The 13,046-nt window shown below is 64.5% G+C and carries 16 protein-coding genes; 5 read left to right on the top strand and 11 right to left on the bottom strand.

Features of this window, described 5'->3' with window-relative positions; all coding sequences use genetic code 11:
• Positions 1-35: 35 nt before the first annotated feature.
• On the top strand, positions 36-278 hold the full coding sequence (locus QQL28_RS35925) for a hypothetical protein (protein ID WP_284273357.1): 243 nt from the start codon (positions 36-38) through the stop codon (positions 276-278).
• An 18-nt stretch (positions 279-296) separates the two neighbouring features.
• On the opposite strand, the gene QQL28_RS35930 is transcribed toward QQL28_RS35925, so the two are convergent.
• From QQL28_RS35930 to QQL28_RS35960, 6 genes are all read right to left on the bottom strand, one after another.
• Positions 297-482, bottom strand: a complete 186-nt coding sequence (locus tag QQL28_RS35930) for a hypothetical protein (protein ID WP_284273359.1) — start codon at positions 480-482, stop codon at positions 297-299.
• A gap of 173 nt (positions 483-655) precedes the next feature.
• Positions 656-940, bottom strand: a complete 285-nt coding sequence (gene minE, locus QQL28_RS35935) for a cell division topological specificity factor MinE (RefSeq protein WP_284273361.1) — start codon at positions 938-940, stop codon at positions 656-658.
• Complete coding sequence (minD, locus tag QQL28_RS35940) at positions 937-1,752, bottom strand: septum site-determining protein MinD (protein WP_284273363.1); 816 nt, start codon at positions 1,750-1,752, stop codon at positions 937-939. The genes minE and minD overlap by 4 nt, the downstream gene beginning before the upstream one ends.
• A 21-nt stretch (positions 1,753-1,773) precedes the next feature.
• Complete coding sequence (minC, locus tag QQL28_RS35945; protein ID WP_284273365.1) at positions 1,774-2,466, bottom strand: septum site-determining protein MinC; 693 nt, start codon at positions 2,464-2,466, stop codon at positions 1,774-1,776.
• Positions 2,467-2,528: 62 nt separating this feature from the next.
• Complete coding sequence (locus QQL28_RS46320) at positions 2,529-3,785, bottom strand: zinc-binding dehydrogenase (protein WP_431309701.1); 1,257 nt, start codon at positions 3,783-3,785, stop codon at positions 2,529-2,531.
• 62 nt (positions 3,786-3,847) lie between these two features.
• Positions 3,848-4,702 (bottom strand): alpha/beta fold hydrolase, encoded by an 855-nt coding sequence (locus QQL28_RS35960; protein ID WP_284273367.1) that lies wholly within the window; start codon positions 4,700-4,702, stop codon positions 3,848-3,850.
• Positions 4,703-5,061: 359 nt separating this feature from the next.
• On the opposite strand from QQL28_RS35960, the gene QQL28_RS35965 reads away from it, so the two are divergent.
• The gene (locus QQL28_RS35965; protein ID WP_284273369.1) at positions 5,062-5,685 is read left to right on the top strand and encodes a CGNR zinc finger domain-containing protein; all 624 of its coding nucleotides are present in this window, start codon (positions 5,062-5,064) and stop codon (positions 5,683-5,685) included.
• Positions 5,686-5,734: 49 nt separating this feature from the next.
• Here QQL28_RS35965 and QQL28_RS35970 read toward each other — a convergent pair whose 3' ends face one another.
• A complete protein-coding gene (locus QQL28_RS35970) occupies positions 5,735-6,100 on the bottom strand; it encodes a MarR family winged helix-turn-helix transcriptional regulator (RefSeq protein ID WP_284273371.1) in 366 nt (121 codons plus the stop codon).
• Positions 6,101-6,779: 679 nt separating this feature from the next.
• Here QQL28_RS35970 and QQL28_RS35975 point away from each other — a divergent pair.
• Together QQL28_RS35975 and QQL28_RS35980 are read left to right on the top strand one after the other, a co-directional pair.
• A complete protein-coding gene (locus tag QQL28_RS35975; RefSeq protein ID WP_284273373.1) occupies positions 6,780-8,639 on the top strand; it encodes a tannase/feruloyl esterase family alpha/beta hydrolase in 1,860 nt (619 codons plus the stop codon).
• A 139-nt stretch (positions 8,640-8,778) separates the two neighbouring features.
• Positions 8,779-9,768, top strand: coding sequence for a phosphotransferase enzyme family protein (locus tag QQL28_RS35980; RefSeq protein WP_284273375.1), 990 nt, complete (start codon positions 8,779-8,781; stop codon positions 9,766-9,768).
• A gap of 7 nt (positions 9,769-9,775) precedes the next feature.
• Here the strand turns inward: QQL28_RS35980 and QQL28_RS35985 are convergent, their stop codons facing one another.
• Positions 9,776-10,033: a hypothetical protein gene (locus QQL28_RS35985; RefSeq protein WP_284273377.1), complete on the bottom strand. Its 258-nt coding sequence runs from the start codon at positions 10,031-10,033 to the stop codon at positions 9,776-9,778.
• Positions 10,034-10,102: 69 nt separating this feature from the next.
• Positions 10,103-11,128 (bottom strand): DUF2778 domain-containing protein, encoded by a 1,026-nt coding sequence (locus tag QQL28_RS35990; protein WP_431309702.1) that lies wholly within the window; start codon positions 11,126-11,128, stop codon positions 10,103-10,105.
• Positions 11,129-11,268: 140 nt separating this feature from the next.
• Between QQL28_RS35990 and QQL28_RS35995 the strand changes: the two genes are divergently transcribed.
• On the top strand, positions 11,269-11,700 hold the full coding sequence (locus QQL28_RS35995; protein WP_284273379.1) for a DUF1810 domain-containing protein: 432 nt from the start codon (positions 11,269-11,271) through the stop codon (positions 11,698-11,700).
• A 9-nt stretch (positions 11,701-11,709) separates the two neighbouring features.
• On the opposite strand, the gene QQL28_RS36000 is transcribed toward QQL28_RS35995, so the two are convergent.
• Together QQL28_RS36000 and QQL28_RS36005 are read right to left on the bottom strand one after the other, a co-directional pair.
• Positions 11,710-12,489 carry a crotonase/enoyl-CoA hydratase family protein gene (locus QQL28_RS36000; RefSeq protein ID WP_284273381.1) on the bottom strand — a complete coding sequence of 260 codons (780 nt, stop codon included), beginning with the start codon at positions 12,487-12,489 and terminating at the stop codon, positions 11,710-11,712.
• A gap of 40 nt (positions 12,490-12,529) precedes the next feature.
• Positions 12,530-13,012, bottom strand: a complete 483-nt coding sequence (locus QQL28_RS36005) for a tautomerase family protein (protein WP_284273383.1) — start codon at positions 13,010-13,012, stop codon at positions 12,530-12,532.
• Between the last annotated feature and the right edge of the window lie 34 nt (positions 13,013-13,046).

Below are 13,046 nucleotides of genomic sequence, written 5' to 3' on the forward strand. Positions count from 1 at the left end.
CAAGCATGCGGGCGGCTTCGTCAAGGAGACCCCCGATGCGGATTGCCCACATCCTCGTTACAGGCGTGCTGGCAGGCGCGTTGACCGCGCCCGCGCTCGCCAGGAATTCCAACAGCCAGCAAACCGACGAGAAATCGGCCGCGTCAACGTGCAGCGCCTATCAGCAGGCGCCCGACGGTTCGTGGACCCAGCTTCCCTGCAAGGAGACCGGCGAGCGCGGCAGCCAAGTGCAGACGCAGCACAAGCCGCCACCGGGGACTGAACCGGCAGCGCACTGAGGCGGCCGCAGCGCCAGCTCAGCTCTGGTGCGGCCCCTTCATGATCTTCATGGCGTCCGCGATGTGGCGCCATTCCTTCGCTTCCTCGGCTTCGCCGCGGCTCTCACAGGCCTGCGCCTCCTGGGCGGCCTGAGCAATCGCAGCAAAGCCGTGCTTCTCAAGCATCTGACGCGCGATGGTATGAACCTGGATCTCGGACATCATGGGCGCTCTCCCGGTTGACGCCTCGCAGCCGCGGCATTGAGGCCGCGGGGGTGTCTCCCAAACGGCTGAGCGGGAGCCGGGTTCCCTCCAGGCGGCGAACGCAACAAAGGCAGCCCGCTGTCGCCAGCGGACCGCCGTCTCATCCACCCCAAGTTGGAAGAACCGGCCGGGCCCTACCCGACCGCCACCCGTTTGCGCTCGATGTCGTTGGGCACCTCGATGTCGACCTCGAGCGTCGAGACTTCGTCGCCGCGCTCCAGCCGCACGATCACCTTGGTCGGGTCGAGCGTGACGTGTTTCGAGACGACGGCGAGGATTTCCTCGCGCAGCAGGCTCAGGAGATCGGGCTGGCCGCGGTGTCCGCGTTCATGTGCAAGCAGGATCTGCAACCGCTCGCGCGCGACCGGAGCAGTGGCGGCCTTGTTGCCGCGGAGAAGTCGGAGCAGGCCCATGCTCATGCTGCCCTCCGTCGCAGGAGGCGATCCATGAAGCCTTTTTTCTCCGAAGGCACGGACATCCGGATGTTTTCGCCACACAACCGCTTCGCCGCGTCCATGTAGGCCCGCGCCGGCGCACCGTCCGCGTTGGACAGCGTCACGGGCGTACCGACGTTGGAGGCCTTCAACACGTCCTGGCTTTCGGGGATGATGCCCAGCAAGGGGGTCGCCAGGATCTCGAGGATGTCGTCGATGTTCAGCATCTCGCCGCGCGACGCCCGCGAGGCGTCGTAGCGCGTGATCAGGACGTGCTTTTCGACGCGCTCGCCCTTCTCGGCCCGCACCGTCTTGGAGTCGAGCATGCCGATGATGCGGTCGGAGTCGCGGACCGAGGAGACCTCGGGGTTGGTGACGATCACGGCCTCGTCGGCAAAGCGCATCGCCATGGAGGCGCCGCGTTCGATGCCGGCGGGGCTGTCGCAGATCACCCAGTCGAACCGGCTGCGCAAATCGGCGATGACGGCGCGAACGCCCTCCTCTGTGAGCGCGTCCTTGTCGCGGGTTTGGGAGGCCGGCAGCAGCCAGAGGTTCTCCAGCCGCTTGTCGCGGATCAGGGCCTGCGGGAGCTTTGCAACCCCTTGCACGACGTTGATGAGGTCGAACACGACGCGCCGCTCGGCGCCCATCACGAGGTCAAGGTTGCGCAGGCCGACGTCGAAATCGACGACCACGACCTTGTCGCCGCGCTGCGCGAGTGCCGCGCCCAAAGCTGCGGTCGTCGTGGTCTTGCCGACCCCGCCCTTGCCTGATGTCACGACCAGTACCTTACTCATCTGAAATATCTCCTTTCCTGGTCAGTTCAGTGCTGTAATTCGCATGGTATTGCCCTGTAGCCAGGCCTGGGCCGGCTTGCCGCGCAAGGCGGCGTCGATGTCGTCCGCGGTCTGGTAAAATCCATCAATTGCAAGCAGTTCAGCCTCGATCTTCTGACAGTAGATGCGCGCGGAGGAGTGTCCGTTGACACCCGCCATGGCGCGCCCGCGCAGCGCGCCATAGACGTGGATTGAACCGCCGGCGACAACCTCGGCACCGGAGCCGACCGAGCCCAGGATCGTCACGTCGCCGTCGGGGAAGATCACGGTCTGGCCCGACCGCACGGGGGTTTCGAGCAGCAGCGAGCTCGGCTGCTTCGTGACCTCGACCTTCTTCGGCGCGCTCGGCTCGAGCCCGCAAGACCGCCCCCCCGTGAGCAGCGGGGGCATGTTCGGCGTCAGCCGCCCTTCCTCCACCCCCTCGATGCCGAGCACGCGGATGCTGCGCTCCTGGAGGCTTCCGAGCAGATGTGTGATGCCGGACTGGCTGAGATCGACCGAGGACAGGTCGACCACCACGGGACGGCCGGAAAAGAATCCCGGCGAGCGCGCGATCGTGGCGTCTATCTCCTGGAGCCAGTCGACGATCGGGACCGTCGGCACGAACACGAAGGCGACGTAGGATCGGCCGCGCAGGCGCACCAATTGGCGTTGAGGTCTTGCTGCTGCCTCCATGGCGGCCGACTCGTCCTTGTTATTGAATGGTTAACGATGCGGCGGATTTGGTTAATGGCCGGTTAATTCTTCGTGGCGATACCGGGGCCTGTGGGCGGCGGGCGCTGGAAGTCCGGCAATGTCGGCGGTGCAAATCCTCGTCCCGAGGGGCGCGGAACGCGCGGAGGATGAAGGCCCCGCTGGTGCCCCTCGCCCTTCGAGGCGCCGCGCAAACGCGGCTCCTCCGGGCGAGGGTTAGACGTGGGCGCTCGCGATTCTCGCCGTATCGTCATTGCGAGCGAAGCGAAGCAATCCAGACTTCCGCCCGGGAATGCCATCAACTCCGCGATTTCAAAGCTTTCAGTGTCAGTCGTGGACCACGACCATCTTTCCGCGGGCCTCGTTCGCCTCCATGACGCGATGTGCCTCACGGATCTCGTCAAAACGGAAGACGCGCGCAGGCTTGACGTCGAGCCGGCCGGCCGCGGCATCCCCCGCAATCTGCTGCAACGGCACGTCGGAAAGCGGAAGCCCGGCGTGCCGAACACAAAGCTGCCAAAGAAGGTGAGGTAGACACCGCTCGCCATCTGCAGCAGCGGGTTGAAGTCGGGGATCAGATCGAGCCCGCCGAGCCAGCCGGCAAGGCACGAGCGACCGCCACGCCTCAGCATCGCAAGCGAGTCAAGCACGACGCTGTTGCCGACGAGGTCGAGCACCGCATCGATCTCTTTGGCTTCCGGAATGTGCTGTGACAGATCAGGCCGCTCGACTTCGCAGCGCTCGGCGCCGAGTTTCTCCAGGACCGCGAAGCGATCGCGGCTGCGCGTGGTCGCGATCACCCGAACCCCGGCATTGACGGCCATCTTCAGTGCCGCCTGGCCGAAGGATGACGTGGCACCGCGAATGACGAGCAACTGCCCCTTCTTGATTTCCAGATTGCGGAACAGGCAGGTCCAGGCGGTCGCGTAGGTTTCGGGAATTGCCGCAAGCTCGGCCCACGGCAGGTCGGCCTCGATCAAGGCGACATTCGACACTGGCGCGCGCGTGTACTGGGCGTAGCTGCCGTTGATGGTGCGGCCGAGTCCGCCCATGAGCGCGGCGACCTTCGCGCCGACTGGAAACTCGCCGCCGGGGCATGACTTGACGATGCCCACGCATTCGATGCCGCTGACCGGCGCCGCCTCGGCCCACTCGCCGCGCCGCATGTGCAACTCGGCATGGTTGAGCCCGAACGCCTTGATTTCGATCACAACGTGACCGGCCTTGGGCTCAGGCTCCGGAATGCTCTTGTAGACCAGGCTGTCCAGTCCGCCGAATTTCTCCAGAACGATGGCACGCATGTTGAACTCTCCTTGGGTTGGACGCTCCGCTGCTCGCGGGGCCGTGTGCGATCCTGCGAAAGTCAGTGCGGAAGGAAGTCGCGGATCGCCGCGGCGATCTCGGCGGCGTGGGTTTCCAGCGCGAAATGGCCGGCGTCGAAGAAACGCACCGTCGCGTTCGGGATGTCGCGCATGAACGCTTCGGCGCCCGGCGGCAGGAAGAACGGGTCGTTCCGGCCCCACACCGCGAGAAACGGCGGCTTGTGGGTTCGGAAATAGCTCTGGAAGGTCGGATACAGCGCGACGTTGCTCTTGTAGTCGCCGAACAGATCGAGCTGAATCTCGTCGGCGCCGGGCCGCGACAGATAGTAATTGTCGAGCGAGTAGCCGTCCGGGGAAACCATCGTCGCGTCGGCGACGCCGTGCGTATATTGCCAGACCGTCGTTTCCGGCTTGAGGAAGGCGCGCAGCGCCTCGCGGTTTTTCTGCGATGCATCCTCCCAATAGGCCCGGATCGGAGTCCAGCCTTCGCTCAACCCTACTTCGTAGGCATTGCCGTTCTGGGAGATGATCGCGGTGATGCGCTCCGGATGTTTGGCTGCGATCCGGAAACCCGTCGGCGCACCGTAGTCAAACACATAGATCGCAAAACGCTTCAGGCCGATCACCTCGGTGAAGCGGTCGATGACACCGGCAATGTGATCGAACGTGTAGGCGAATTTTTCGCGCGCCGGCATGTCCGATTGTCCGAAGCCGGGCAGATCGGGGGCCACGAGGTGAAAGCGATCGGCGAGACGCGGGATCAGGTCCCGGAACATGTGGCCCGCGCTCGGGAAGCCATGAAGCAGCAGCAGCGTCGGCGCGTCTTTTGGCCCCGCCTCCCGATAGAAGATCTTGAAGCCGTCGACATCGGCGGTGCGATAGGTGCTGGCAGCCATGGCTTTCTCCCTCTGATACGTAACTTCTTACGATGATGAAATGCGGTTATGGTCTGAACTGGCAGTCCATCTGCCTGTCGTGGCCTTTTTCGCCATGAAGCGCTTCCGCAGAGCCCATGAGCTTTGCTCGGCTCCATCGCCGGACCCGCGCACCATAGGCACTCATGACGCTCACATCATTCAGGGACATCGGCGCTCTCCTACGAAGGGAATTGGAGAAGAAGTAACCTTATTGATCGCATTTGAAGGGTTACGTTAGCGTCGCATAACTTGTCAACGAGGAACAAAGGGGTTATCTATGGAACCTGTTCACGGATGGGTGATGGCACCACCGCCAAGCGTCTGGAAAAGGAGTTGTGATGGACCAACGTCTTCCTGCGATTTTTGTTGGCGACGCGCCCGGGCTCGATTTCCTGAATTCAATCGCGACGCCGATCGATACGGCTATCGACTGGATCGATGACGGCGACGGATTGCTGAACTGGCTCGAACAAGCGCAGCTCGTGCCCGCAGATGCGCTGAAAAACATTCAGACACAGGCCCTCCCCGGCGAGCTCGACAAGGTCGCCGATCAGGCGCGAAGCCTGCGCGAGTGGTTCAGAGGCTTCGTGCGCAAGCACAAGGGGCGTCCACTGGCTGCGAAGAGTCTCGCTGAGCTCGAGCCGCTGAATCGCCTGCTCGCGCGCGAGGACTCCTTCAGCCGAATCGTTGCCGCTCCGAAAGGCGAAAAGGCGCCGCTCCAGCTTGAGATGGTCCGCAGATGGCGCACGCCGGAAGCTTTGCTCTCTCCAATCGGAGAGACACTGGCACAGCTTGTCTGCACCGAGGAGTTTTCAAACGTGAAGGCCTGCGAAGGACCAGCCTGCACGCTCCTTTTCGCCGACCACACGCGAGGTCATAGGCGACGCTGGTGCAGCATGGCGATCTGCGGCAATCGCGCCAAGCAGGCCGCGCACCGACATCGGCTCAAGGCGCAGCACTAAAGGGCGATGCGGATGTCGGGCGATCGTGCGCCTCGCCGCCGTCGCGCGATCAGGGGTCCTGCAGAAAGACCGACAGCGCCCGCTGCAATTCGCTGAACGCGCGTGGTCCGATTTTCGCGGCGAGGGTCTTTTCGCTTTCGGCGATCGCGGGCCTCAAACGGGCCAGGAGCGCCGTGCCCGCCTCGGTCAAATACAGCACGTAGTAGCGGCGGTTGATCGCAGAGGCCGAGCGCTGCACGAGGCCGCGCCGCTCCAGATGATCCACCAGCCTGCCCAGCCCTGCCCGCTCGATGGATAGCGATTGCGCGATGGCGAGCTGATTGACGCCCGGGTTGGCCTCGATCAGCGACAGGACGGAGAACTGCGCCGGGCTGATGTCAAAGGCGGCGAGCCGCCGGCTGACGTCCTTGAACACCCAAAGCTGGGCCCGCCGGATGCGATAGCCGAGCGAATGGGACAGATCGCCCGAGCTCAGCTTCGGCCGCGCAGCTTTTGCGGCTGGCGTTGTGCGCTTCGCAGATCGCGACGGTTTTGCCACGCGCGCCGCTCGCCGCGAACCTTTGGCGATCCGCTTCCCGACGCCTGCCTTCCCTGGCTCCATCGACGACCATCTTTCACAAGCCGGCGCAGGAGCACCCGACCCGACGTTTGAGGATTCGGCAGGCTAACTCTATCGCAGTGCACAGGGATCGAGAAGCGGAGCCGGATCACGCTTTGCAGGCGCAGCTTCTACGACAGGTTGCGTGATGACCTCGCGCGATGAGCCATGTTGACACGGCAACATGGCTCACTTAAGGATCGAGAAAACCTGCCTTCACGCGAGCAGGTCCAAGGGGAGATGACGTCCGTGCCTCCATCAAGGATGGGCGCCGAGCCGCATGCCATGCATTGCGGCGCGATGGTCTTGTGGGCGGCCGCAAGCGCGTCGCGGTTCACGCGCCATCATCGGCACGGCGTGCCTGCGACGCTTCGCGATCGCGAGGCCATGTCCCCCAGCAGCAACATCGCCCGTGAGTTTGACCACGCACGCCGCGCCGGCGTCGCGTCGGAGCGCTTTCGCTCAATCATCCATGATGAAATTGGGAGGGACTGACATGAAAAGACGATTGCTTGCGTCGACGATCGTGGCCGGCTGGGCGGCCTTGGGCACACAGGTAACGGCACACGGGCTGCCGCCGAGCGGCGTTGCGCCACGTTCGTCCTGCGCGGGCCTCACCGGACTCACACTGCCGAACACGCAGATCCTGAGCGCGACGCAGAAGTCGGGCTATTGCAACGTGATCGGCATCATCAACAAGCGAACCAGCACGCAGGACCCCGATCATTTCACCTACGGGATCGGCTTCGCGCTCAACCTGCCCAACACCTGGCATGGCCGTTTCGAGATGATGGGTGGCGGCGGCACCGACGGCAGTCTGCAAGCCGATCCGCAAGGCGCGGCCGGCGTCGAGCTCGGGCAAGGCTGGGCGGTCGCCGCCGATGACGGCGGCCATGAAGACAGCGCCAACAATATGGTCGGCGGCTATCAGGACGACGATGCCAATGCCGGCGGCTCGGCGCATTTCGCGATCGACGCGCAAGCGCGCAGGGATTACGGCTACAACGGCATCGAAAAGACCGCGACGATCTCGAAGCAGATCATCGCCTATTTCTACGGCTTCGAGACCGTCTATTCCTACATCATGGGATGCTCGAACGGCGGACGTGACGCGATGGTCGCCTCGCAGCGATCGCCCTGGCTGTTCGACGGCGTGATCTCGCAAAACCCCGGCTTCAACCTGCCGCAGGCTGCGCTCGCGGAAGCCTGGAACGAGCAGGTGCTCGGCAAGCTCGCGACCAGCACCGACATCAACGGGCAACCGTTCATTCCCGACACGTTTCCGCAGCAGGACCTCCAGGTGGCCTCTGCCGCAATCCTGAGCGCCTGCGACGCCCTAGACGGGCTGGTCGACGGCATCATCGACAACTATCACGCCTGCACGGCCAGGAAGGTGTTTCCGGCGCTCGCGAGCTACACCTGCGGCACCGGCTCGCACGGCAGCACGCCGCATGGCGGCAGCTGCCTGACCAGCGCGCAAGTCGACGCGCTGAAGACAATCTATGCCGGACCGGTCAACTCAAAGGGCCAGCGGCTCTATTCGAACTGGTTCTGGGATGCCGGCATCTGGACGCCGCCCACCGCCCCCGGAGCAGGCTGGGGATTCTGGAACGTCGTCACCGCGCCGGTGCCGGGGGTCAACACCGCGATCAACCTGACGCTCGGCGCGGGCGCGATCCCGATGATCTTCCAGACGCCGCCTGTGGTCACGCCGGTCAACGGGGCGAACGGCCAGGAGGCCTTCGTGTTCCGCTTCAACTTCGACACCGATGCGCCGAAGATCTTCACCAAGACCCAGGCCTATCCGGAAAGCGCAATGGACTTCATGGCGGCGGTGTCGACCGACCTGCGTCCGTTCAGGGCGCGCGGCGGCAAGCTAATCGTGTCCTCATCGGTCAACGACGGCATCTTCTCCGGAGCCTCGATCGCGCGGTGGTACCGCAAGATGAATCAGAGCATGGACGGCCGCGCGACCGATTTCGCCCGGTTGTTCATGGTGCCGAACATGGCCCATTGCGGCGGCGGCGCGGCCACCACGAGCTTCGCCACCAACGAGCTTTCGGCGATCACCGACTGGGTCGAGAAGGGCATCGCGCCGGAACGCATCGTCGCGGCGAATACCAACACCACCTCGCCCTACCCGACCGGCGGCGTTTTTGATCCGCGGATTGCGATGAACTTCCCGGCCGGAGGCACAAGGCCGCTATGCGTCTATCCGAAGATTCCCGCTTACAAGGGCAGCGGCATGACCAACGACGCGGCGAACTTTGCGTGTGTCGATCCCGGATTCAAGCCGGGCGGCGACCACGACTTCCACGACGATGACGACGACGGTCGCGGCCAAAACGCGCAGTAATCGTCTCAGTCGCTGACACTACGACAAGGATGCCGCGCCCCGTCCCACGCGGCGCGGCATCCCTGTTTTCGAGGCTCCGCCTTCCCTCGCTGAAGAGCCCGCATTAGGATCGCCGCCGATCCGCACTTGAGCTTCAGTCTTGGTCGATTTCGAGCCCATCTTCACGATATCCCCAGCAGAGGCGGTCGCGCGCTTCCTCGCCGAGCGTTACGCGCTGGCGGCGCCCCTTCAGTGCCGGATGGTCAGGCGCGGCTTCAACGACACCTACCGCATCGTTACGGCCCGCGACGAACGCTACATCTTCCGTCTGTCGCATCATCGCGCACGCGGGGCTGCCGACGTGGGCACGGAAACGGATTTCCTGGTTCACCTCGCCCGATCCGGCGTGCCGGTCGCCGCGGCCGTCCGAACGCCCGATGGCGCTCTCTTCGTTCGGGCACAAGCACGCGAGGGTCAGCGCGAAGGCGTGCTCTTCCATGAACTCCAGGGGCGCGCGCCTGAAGCAACATCCCTTGCCGATGCGGGCGCCAATGGCGTGACGCTGGCCAAGCTGCACAACGCCGCGGACTCCTACAGCGCGCCTGCTCCACTCTACAGACTCGATCTCGATCATTTGTTGCGCCGGCCGCTTGCGAGAATCCGCAAGAGCGGACTCTTGGAGGACGCGAGCGCCGAAGCCGCCGATCTCGAGGCCATCGCGACGCGAACAACTGAGCGGATCGAAGCCCATAACGAGTTGACCTGGACCCATTGTCACGGCGACTGCCACGGCTCCAATGCATGCATCACCGAAGCGGGCGAAGCGGCCTTCTTCGATTTCGACGATGGCGGCCCGGGCTATCTTGCGTACGACCTCTCGGTCTTCCTGTGGGCAAAGGTGTCCTTTGGCCGCAAGCTTCACGCGGTGTGGCACGCCTTCGTCGATGGCTATCGAAGCGTTCGTCCCGTCACGCAAAGCGATTTCGAGGCCGCGCATGCGTTCGTCATCGTCAGACACTTCTGGCTAATGGGCGAGTATGCAAGCCGCACGCGGGAATGGGGCACCGAGCTAACCAAGTGGGTCGCCCGCGAGGGTGAATTCCTGAGGGCATGGGAGCGAGAGCAGCTCGACGGTCGACTGCTCTTGTAGATCCGCGCTACAACAGCTTTGCGCTCACGAACAGCGCGCGCACGGCGTTCGTCGCCTGGACCGCAAGCATCCCGTTGTCCGCGGCGCCTTCAAGCGCGGCAATGGCCTCCTCGTGCAGCGAACGGAATTCCATCCACCCCGTCGAATTGTAGTTGGTGAGGAATTGATAGGCCTGGCCGACGGTCGCGATCGCCAGCGTATTGCCATTCAGGCGGATCTTGAATGTCGTGCGCAGCGGGGTGTCGGAACTGGTTGGATCGCTCATGGGCTGCTTCTGCACGAGAACGGCTTAACGAAGGGAAAACGGCAGCCCCCGCCGTTTGTTCACCTTAACTCAGGAGTCCGAGGCCGATGCGCGCTGCGACACGGACGTGGCGCCCTTCAGGCTCGGCACCACGACCAGGCGGGCGATCTCGCCATCGTCATAGGCCTTCCGGAAGCGGTCGTAGAACTTGATCGAAACGCAGCCGTTGGAGTCGCCGCGCGGTCCGAGCATGTAGCTGTGCGTCAGCAGGCCGACGCGGCCAAGGGCGCTGGTCCCATCGACCGGGGTCATGCGCAAGGCGGGCACGCCATGGAACAATTTTTCGCGCGGCTTCAGCTCGTAGGTCGCCGGCGGGGTCGCGCCGACCATGCGCTGGTCGACATGGCTGGGATCGTCCATCATGGCGCCCATGCCGGAATGCGCCTCGAGCGCGACGCCGCTCGGCAGGTACACCGCCTTCGCCGAGATGTCGTAGACTGCGGTCTGCGAATCGTAGCCGAGCGCGGCGAGGTCAGGCCCCTGACGGAACAGGCCGCTGTCGGGCGTCAGCGAGGCCAGCCTGATCTTGCCCGGCAGGATGTCGGAGAATTTTTGCAGCAGGCTGCGGTTGTCACCCTTCGGCAGGGAATCGGCGAAGGCTTGGCTGGAGGCGACCTGGGAGGCGAGGTCGGCCTGGACCGGGCGCGACCGGGGCATCGGGACATCGGGCTTCTGCGATGGCAGCGGCACCTCGGCCACCTGCTTGTCGTCCTCGGTCAGGGTCGAGCGCCAGTCGTTAGTGACGAGCTGCTGGGCGAGCAGCGCCTTGGCGTCGCGGAGCTTGAGCTGGAGCATGCTCACCGTCGACCGCTCGACGCGGCGCAAACCGGTCTCGCCCGGCGGCGAAATGGGCTGGAATCGGTCGTCAAAAGAGGTCGTTGGGCCGCTGGGCGGCAGCGCGGCGGAGGCAAGCGAGGCAGTCTCGTTGCCATAGGCTATCCAGGCAGCCGCCCCGACGGACAGCGCCATCGCGGCCGCCGCCAGCATAAACGTTTCCGCCCGCCCAATACGGCGGCGCGACAAGAGCTTCTTGGCCCGTGCTGCGTCGGAAACCATCAGATCCCCAAATCGACCCGCTCAACCCCGTCTCGAACCCCGGGGGTGCCCAACCCCCATCGAGACTCTATACCAGCTATCACATCAGGAGCCAAAAGTTAGGCATAATCGCGGCCGGGGCGGCAGCCGGAGGCGGTTTAATGAGCGATCCTTTTGACCTCAAGCGCTTCGTCCAGGCTCAGAACGACGTTTATCCGGGGGTGGTCGGGGAGCTTTCGGCAGGGCGGAAGCGCAGCCACTGGATGTGGTTCATCTTCCCGCAACTGGCGGGGCTCGGCTTTAGCGCCATGTCGCAGCGCTATGCCATCGCCTCCCGGGCAGAGGCCGAGGCCTACCTCGCCCACCCCGTGCTCGGGCCGCGCCTCGTCGAATGTACCGGCCTCGTGCTCGCGGTCAGGGGGCGCAGCATCAACGCGATCCTCGGCGCGCCCGACGACGTCAAGTTCCACTCGTCGATGACGCTGTTCGACGCCGTGTCGGATGAGGCGATCTTCGGCGAGGCGCTCGCGAGATATTTTGCCGGCGAGCGCGACGGCGCGACGCTCGAGATCCTCGCAAGGCTCGATCGCTAGCGCGCGGGCTCAGCGCCCCTGGAAAACCGCGGCGCGACGCTCGATGAAGGACTGGATGCCCTCCTTCGCATCAGCGCTGTTCAGCACGCGATCGCGGATTTTCGGGATGTAGGCGATGGCCGCCGCCTCGCCGCCTTCGATGTATTTTGCGGCGGCTTCCTTGGTCACCTGGATGCCCAGCGGCGCGTTGCGCGCAATGGTCTCCGCGAGCGCCATGGCGCGGTCGACGTGCTGCCCTGCCGGCACGACCTCCTGCACCAGGCCGATCTCGCGGGCGCGCTGCGCCGAGAACTCGTCGCACAGGAACAGATGATACATCGCGTTGCCCCAGCCGGCGCGCGACAGGAAACGGAAATGCGCGCCGCCGAGCGGCGCGATGCCGCGTTTGGATTCCATCTGGCAGAAACGCGCATCGTCGGCGGCGACCACGATGTCGCCGGCGAGCATCAGCTCAATGCCGATGGTGAACACGATGCCTTGCACAGCCGTGACGATCGGCTTCTTGCAGCGCTTTCTGAGCCCAAAGGGATCGACGTTTCCTTCCTTGATGTTGCGCTTCTCAGCGGCCGGGCCAAAGAATTTCGGCATGTCGAGACCAGTGGTAAAATCCCTGCCCTCCGCGCAGATCACGCCGACCCAGTGATCCTCGTTGTTGTGCAGTTCGGTGAGCGCGTCCGAGAGCTGCTCCATCATCGCAGGCGAGAACGCGTTCTTCTTCGACGGGTTGTCGATGATGATCTTGAAGATATGGCCGTGCACCTCGCTGCGGACCTGTCCCTCGGCTGTCATGCGCTGCTCCCTCGCTTGGTTTGCTTGAAAATTTCCGTCGTCAGTTGGCGGGCGCGCTTGCGTCGCGGATCGCCTTGATCCGCGCGGGCGTGAACACGCCGCTGTCCAGGAGATCGAGGATCGACAGCACGCCGCCGCGCGAACCCCAGCTTCCCTCCTCGATGATCTCGAAATTGACCCACCAGGTCGACGACGGCTTCTGCATCCCGCAGGCCTCGGCAAGCCGCGCGAGCACGTTGCGGATCACTTGCGCGCGCACCTCGGCAGGCCAGGCCGCGTTCATCACGGCGATGTTGACCGTCATGACGTCGCGCGGCGTCTCCTGGTCGGACAGAAGCTTGCCGCCGATCGCCATGCAGTCGGCTGCCAGGCTTCGGAAATGGACCTGAAAGCCCTGCCGCGCCGCGGGCGCGAGCTGGCCGACTTCCGGCTCCAGCACGGCATCGGTGAGGCTTTCCGCAAGCAAGCGGCGCTGCGCGAGGCTCAGCCGACCCTCCAGGGCAGTCACGGTGATGATGGTCACGGTAACCTCTTGTTCGATATGACGAGCGTCATAT

This window comes from Bradyrhizobium iriomotense, assembly GCF_030160715.1.
GTDB classification, from domain to species: Bacteria; Pseudomonadota; Alphaproteobacteria; order Rhizobiales; family Xanthobacteraceae; genus Bradyrhizobium; species Bradyrhizobium iriomotense.

What these genes read in the sequence shown, in the direction of transcription:
- QQL28_RS35925 (WP_284273357.1), top strand. Translation starts at nt 36, where the DNA reads ATGCGGATTGCCCACATCCTCGTTACAGGCGTGCTGGCAGGCGCGTTG.
- QQL28_RS35930 (WP_284273359.1), bottom strand. Translation starts at nt 482, where the DNA reads ATGATGTCCGAGATCCAGGTTCATACCATCGCGCGTCAGATGCTTGAG.
- minE (WP_284273361.1), bottom strand. Translation starts at nt 940, where the DNA reads ATGAGCATGGGCCTGCTCCGACTTCTCCGCGGCAACAAGGCCGCCACT.
- minD (WP_284273363.1), bottom strand. Translation starts at nt 1,752, where the DNA reads ATGAGTAAGGTACTGGTCGTGACATCAGGCAAGGGCGGGGTCGGCAAG.
- minC (WP_284273365.1), bottom strand. Translation starts at nt 2,466, where the DNA reads ATGGAGGCAGCAGCAAGACCTCAACGCCAATTGGTGCGCCTGCGCGGC.
- QQL28_RS46320 (WP_431309701.1), bottom strand. Translation starts at nt 3,785, where the DNA reads ATGCGTGCCATCGTTCTGGAGAAATTCGGCGGACTGGACAGCCTGGTC.
- QQL28_RS35960 (WP_284273367.1), bottom strand. Translation starts at nt 4,702, where the DNA reads ATGGCTGCCAGCACCTATCGCACCGCCGATGTCGACGGCTTCAAGATC.
- QQL28_RS35965 (WP_284273369.1), top strand. Translation starts at nt 5,062, where the DNA reads ATGGACCAACGTCTTCCTGCGATTTTTGTTGGCGACGCGCCCGGGCTC.
- QQL28_RS35975 (WP_284273373.1), top strand. Translation starts at nt 6,780, where the DNA reads ATGAAAAGACGATTGCTTGCGTCGACGATCGTGGCCGGCTGGGCGGCC.
- QQL28_RS35985 (WP_284273377.1), bottom strand. Translation starts at nt 10,033, where the DNA reads ATGAGCGATCCAACCAGTTCCGACACCCCGCTGCGCACGACATTCAAG.
- QQL28_RS35990 (WP_431309702.1), bottom strand. Translation starts at nt 11,128, where the DNA reads ATGGTTTCCGACGCAGCACGGGCCAAGAAGCTCTTGTCGCGCCGCCGT.
- QQL28_RS35995 (WP_284273379.1), top strand. Translation starts at nt 11,269, where the DNA reads ATGAGCGATCCTTTTGACCTCAAGCGCTTCGTCCAGGCTCAGAACGAC.
- QQL28_RS36000 (WP_284273381.1), bottom strand. Translation starts at nt 12,489, where the DNA reads ATGACAGCCGAGGGACAGGTCCGCAGCGAGGTGCACGGCCATATCTTC.